Source organism: Sneathiella sp. (assembly GCF_041689005.1).
Taxonomy (GTDB): domain Bacteria; phylum Pseudomonadota; class Alphaproteobacteria; order Sneathiellales; family Sneathiellaceae; genus Sneathiella.
The window spans coordinates 1-5016 of the sequence record NZ_JBDNHC010000133.1; the positions used below are offsets into that span (position 1 = coordinate 1).

Annotated in this window: 5 protein-coding genes; 1 reads left to right on the forward strand and 4 read right to left on the reverse strand. The window is 53.7% G+C overall.

All coding sequences use genetic code 11. The features are described from left to right. Positions 1 to 135: 135 nt before the first annotated feature. Positions 136 to 354, reverse strand: coding sequence for a hypothetical protein (locus ACESNI_RS15065; protein ID WP_373088411.1), 219 nt, complete (start codon positions 352 to 354; stop codon positions 136 to 138). 4 nt (positions 355 to 358) lie between these two features. Here ACESNI_RS15065 and ACESNI_RS15070 point away from each other — a divergent pair, with 4 nt between their 5' ends. Next, complete coding sequence (locus tag ACESNI_RS15070; RefSeq protein ID WP_373088413.1) at positions 359 to 622, forward strand: hypothetical protein; 264 nt, start codon at positions 359 to 361, stop codon at positions 620 to 622. 1011 nt (positions 623 to 1633) lie between these two features. On the opposite strand, the gene ACESNI_RS15075 is transcribed toward ACESNI_RS15070, so the two are convergent. The 3 genes from ACESNI_RS15075 to ACESNI_RS15085 are packed head-to-tail and all read right to left on the reverse strand — an operon-like array spanning position 1634 to position 4727. Then, positions 1634 to 3244: a hypothetical protein gene (locus tag ACESNI_RS15075; RefSeq protein WP_373088415.1), complete on the reverse strand. Its 1611-nt coding sequence runs from the start codon at positions 3242 to 3244 to the stop codon at positions 1634 to 1636. After that, entirely contained in the window at positions 3241 to 3660 is a 420-nt protein-coding gene (locus ACESNI_RS15080; protein ID WP_373088417.1) for a GtrA family protein, read from the reverse strand. Before ACESNI_RS15080 ends, ACESNI_RS15075 begins: the two co-directional genes overlap by 4 nt. 5 nt (positions 3661 to 3665) lie before the next feature. Beyond that, positions 3666 to 4727, reverse strand: a complete 1062-nt coding sequence (locus ACESNI_RS15085; RefSeq protein ID WP_373088420.1) for a glycosyltransferase family 2 protein — start codon at positions 4725 to 4727, stop codon at positions 3666 to 3668. Between the last annotated feature and the right edge of the window lie 289 nt (positions 4728 to 5016).

Genomic DNA, 5016 nt, shown 5'->3' on the forward strand with positions numbered 1-5016 from the left:
CTCAGACGGATCGGCGCGAGGACAATCGAAGACCTCCACAACGCAATCGCCTCGGTCATCGACCTCTACTCAGCCGACGAATGCCAGAACTACTTCAAAGCTGCTGGATATGGAGTCAAATGATGCGGAAGTGCTTTAGGCCCCCGACATTCCCTCGAACAGTTTCCGGTTCGCCTCCAGGATATCGGATGTATCTTCCCTACTCGGATCCAGAGACCAGTTCCCTTTCTGAAGTGTCCCGCCCAGCACAACCCCGTCGCGCCGCCCGAACAAATAGGCATGGCCGCTCGTAATGATATTGTAGTCTACTTCTGCATGCGGCTGCAGGATTACCAGTTGCTCCCGCGCAGGCATGATTGTGCTGTCCCCGAACAGTTTGCCCGCGCCAAGCCCTGGCGGCGTTGGAGCTCGCGATTCTGGCTGGCTCCCCTATTGGTGGGACTATGCGCGGGAGCAGACGCATTACCAAGCGGCCTATAGTGAACACTTTGGCGTCCCGAAAGGCGCCGGGCCGGTCAGCAAAGGACTGGCAAAAAAGCAAAATCAAAATTATGTGATTATCAAGCAACGTCGGCGTATGGTCCGGAAGGAGCACGTAACCGTCGCCCGTAAGCTCATGTAATTTCCGGATTCCTATAGCGTCGAGCCCTGGCTCACCAGCATTGCGAAATCGGAATTCTTCTATCGAACCGGTGGAACACTGGCCGAGACGCGCCTCAGTGACGATAAGGGCCTGTTGAAGAGAACCCTTGCCTATGATGCCAATCAGGGCAGCGAAACAGCGACCATTACGTTCAAGCAGTAAGATTCCGAAGGCAATCTGAATGCCGCAACGCTAGAGGGCAGTTCCACCTTGTTCGTGGGAAGCGCCAAACGGACAGAGATTGCCCAGCATCGGATCATCTGGTCTGAAAAGGGACTGGTCACACGGAGACTGTCCCAGACCGCTCTTGGCTGCGAGGCAATCCAAGACAAGGGCGTGTCTGGACGTAGTTATGCGTGCAACCAGAAAGGGTTGATTCAGCGGATTGGGTTCCTCGACCTGAACCCAAAAGCATTGACCCGTAAAAAATGGGCTACATGCGTTTGTCTTTGCGCGGGATCACACCGGATCAATCGTTCAAATCACTTTCGCCGCCGCCGAAGACCACCCCACGCCCAGCAAGAATGGCTATGCTCGGCAGATCTGGGACTATGACGCGCGGGAGAATGTGGTCGAGGAGGCCTATTTCGACGTCGAAGACCATCCCAAATTTAGCAAGGACGGCTTTGCGCGGGTTAACAGCGGCTACGATGCGTGAGAGATTTTCATCGAGGCGGTGTTTCTCGGTATCTACGGAAAACCTCTACTCAGCAATTATGGGTTTGCCCGCAGGAAAATCTCGCATAATTCGAATCGCAGCGTGATTGAATTTAGCAATTTCGATGCTGCTAACAGGCTCAACACCAGCTCAACAGAATAGCTTGAGATAGCCTTCTATTCAATTCGCACACGAATTTGTCTTACCAGGTCAGGCCGGAGTTTCCACATCCACGGTCAGCCCAGACTGGAATTCGGCCAAGTCAAAAAATCGGCATCACTTGGGAAAATGCTTCCTGTTGTTGCGCGATTCCTCGCACATGCTGCTCAACGTTACGGACTGGCAGGCACCCGATCGAAACTACGCGCAACGACGCCAGGGTAGGTACGCACGTCACCTGCGAAAAAACCGGCACCGGCCAGCGAGGCTGACGCGAGCTGGGTAAACTGGGCATCGCAGAACATGTCTGCCCTCAATGCAGCAATGTGGTCATAGGTTTTGGCCAGGGTTCCCCAGTCAACATCTTCAGCATCATCAGGACGGTGATTGGCGTCGAGTGCAGCGAGGAAATTATTTTCGCGCTCCGCCACTGGAAGAGTCGAGATACGCAGCCACGTGTCATCGTCGACGCGTGTCAGCATCCCGCTCGGGCGAATCACAAAGATGTCCGCTCGCGAACTGTAAAAGCCGACAGTTGGATAGGTGAAGGCTGAACAAAGAACGAGTGCTGTGCGCTCTTCCACTAGGACAGAATCTTGCACCGCATCCCGCCAATCCTGAATCGTGTGCGCACCAAGGTTTGTCTCATTCTTGTCTCGCAAAAGGTAGGCTGCAGACGAGGTGGCATTGGCCGCAACGATCACTCCGGCGAAAATGTACGCGACAGATCGCGGCTTTACATATGCTACCGCCGCACCTGAAAGAAGAGCGCTCCCAAGGAGCGCCGGCAGGATCACCCGCTCCATGAAGATCGGTTTGTAGATGAAGCCAAACCCCCAGATGAAGGCGGGAAGAAGCGCGATGTAACACGAGGCAATAATCAATGTCCGTCGATCGCGTACCAGACAGGCCAATGCGCCAATACCAATGACGGCAAGCGCGATCCAAGGACCAAGGGGCGTCGAGCGATTAGGCAGGATGACAGCCAGCGTTGTGAGCAAGGCGTCAGCTGGGTCCGGTTGATGCAGCCAGCTGAAGTCCTCGGATGTGGAAACGATAACCAGCATCCACGGGACCCACGCGAGGACAACAGGTGCGTTCAGCAGGCAAATCTTCAGGCAGAAGGAAAAAATGCGCTTTGGATGACTGATCAACGCATACCCGGCCACGGCGATATTCGCTAGGAGTATGTAAAACACGGCTGAATTGTGCGTGTAGAGAGCGGCGATCGAAGAGGCGCCATAGAGCCCTCCCCAGAACAGAAGCGACTGACGCGTCCCTTCACTTTCCCCAAGGAACCGGCGGGAAACCTGATAGAGCGCAGCAAGCAGCGTGCAGCAAAGGAGCAGAAGCAGCGAATAATTGCGCGCATTGTTCGCATATACGAGATAGGTGAAAGAAAGGCTGCTGACGGCGAGCGTCATAAGAGCCCCGACATTGCCAATAAGCCAGCGCGCGAGGAAATATATCGGGATCAGCGTCAGGGTTGAGGTGAACACTGACAGCAACCGCACGGCTGCGGCGGAGTGGCCAAGCATCAAAAATGGTTTGACCAATGTATAGTAGAGCGGCGGATGGACATCAAAAGGCACAGTCCACATTTGCCATAGAGGTGCCTGAGAAATCGCTAGCGTGTATCCTTCGTCCACCCAAAGCGAATCCTTGTCCACAGTCGCGATCCGTACGACAAGACCCAGCGCGATCAAAATGATCACCAACACTACCTCGGTTCGCTGAGGCAGTTGTCGCGGGGCGGCGCTCAAAAACTTATCGACAATTTTCATAACGGGTGCCTTTTGCCACGAAACGCCCATAGCTTGCTGGCTAGGAAGAGAAATCCCGCCACTCCGAGAATTGTGAAGGCCAGCACGGCACGATGAGGATAGCCAAGATGTTCCGTGAACCAGACAATGATTGTCTGGTTAAGTACAAACCCCGCGATGGCCAGCACGACGAAGCGGCCAGCAGATTGGCGCGTCACATCACTTTCGCGCCCATAGTGCCGAGCAGAAAACGTCAAGAACGCGTGACCGAAATAGCTCACGGGAACCGCCGAGATAAACGCGACGATATTGGCGCAACTGATGGGTATCTTCGCGAGTTCGATGAGTGCGACCGCCACTGCAAAATGCGTCAGCGATGCTGTCAGGCCCACAGCCCCGAATATGACGACTTCCATTACCTGCTGGTTTATTCGCATCGATGTCACTCGCCCGCGGGTGGCCGCGAAGGTTGGTAGAACGCACTGTTTCGGTACGAGATGGGGGACGAAGCGTTTCGGATGGATTTGAACGAAGCCTGATCCACCTGAAACGCATCAGGTGTATCATCTTCGAATCCTTCAATCTCATTGATCAAGTAGACGGGGCGCTGTTTCACTTCGATGAATATGCGCGCGATATACTCGCCCAATGCCCCCAGGCTGATCATCATGATTCCGTTGAAAAACAGGATGACAGAGATTGTCGACGCATAGCCGGGCACGTCGATACCGGTCACGATGGTTCTCACGACCAGGTACGCCATGTAAAACACCGACAGCATACTGACTATTACGCCGAAATAGGACCAGACCTTCAGCGGCATGGAGCTGAACGACAACATACCGTCCAGGGCAAAGTTCCAGAGCTTCATGTAATTGAAATTCGTAACCCCCGCCTCTCTGGGTGGCCGCACATAATCCAATGTGACCTGTCTATAGCCGACCCAGGCAAATAGGCCTTTCATGAACCTTGACCGCTCCGGCAATCGTCTCAATGCCTCGACGACGACCCGATCCATCAGCCGGAAATCGCCGACATTTTCCGGGATTCCCGGTTTGCTCATCTTGGAAAAGATAGCATAAAACCCTTTTGATGTGAGCCGCTTAAGGAACGTGTCCGATGATCGATCGATACGACGTGCCAGCACAACCTGCGCGCCTTCTTTCCAGGCTTTATGCATGTCAACGATCAGTTCCGGCGGATCCTGCAGGTCGGCGTCAATCGGTATAACGGCCAATCCCCGCGCCATATCGATGCCGGCGGTCAGGGCGGCCTCCTTTCCAAAATTTCTCGACAGGTTGATCAGTTTGATACGCTTGTTGGCGTCTCGCTGCTTTAGAAGCTGCTCAAACGTGCTATCGCGACTACCGTCATTGACGCAGACAATTTCATAGTTCTGCGTAATGCGTTCCAGCACCGGTATAACTGTTTCGAAAAAGAGCGCACAGCTCTCTTCTTCATCGTACATGGGCACAATAAGTGACAACTCCGGCAATGATACCATGTCATCTTTGGTTGAAACCCGTTCCAATGTTAATAACCCTCCGTTATCGATCCGCCAGCAGCGGATGCAAATCCCATGCCGTCCGCTCAATTATTGGTCGCAGCGCACCAATTGCTTCAGAACGGGTCATTTTGCAACAACCTTAGCTTGCGGAGTTATTGTCAAATCTGGTGTTTGAGGTTTGTGGGTCATGCAGCGATCTGGTCGTTTTGTGTGGTTTCAATTCCGTCTTTAAATTTGACGCCTGTGATGACTTTGGCCAGATAGTCAAAGCCGCGTAGCTTTCTCC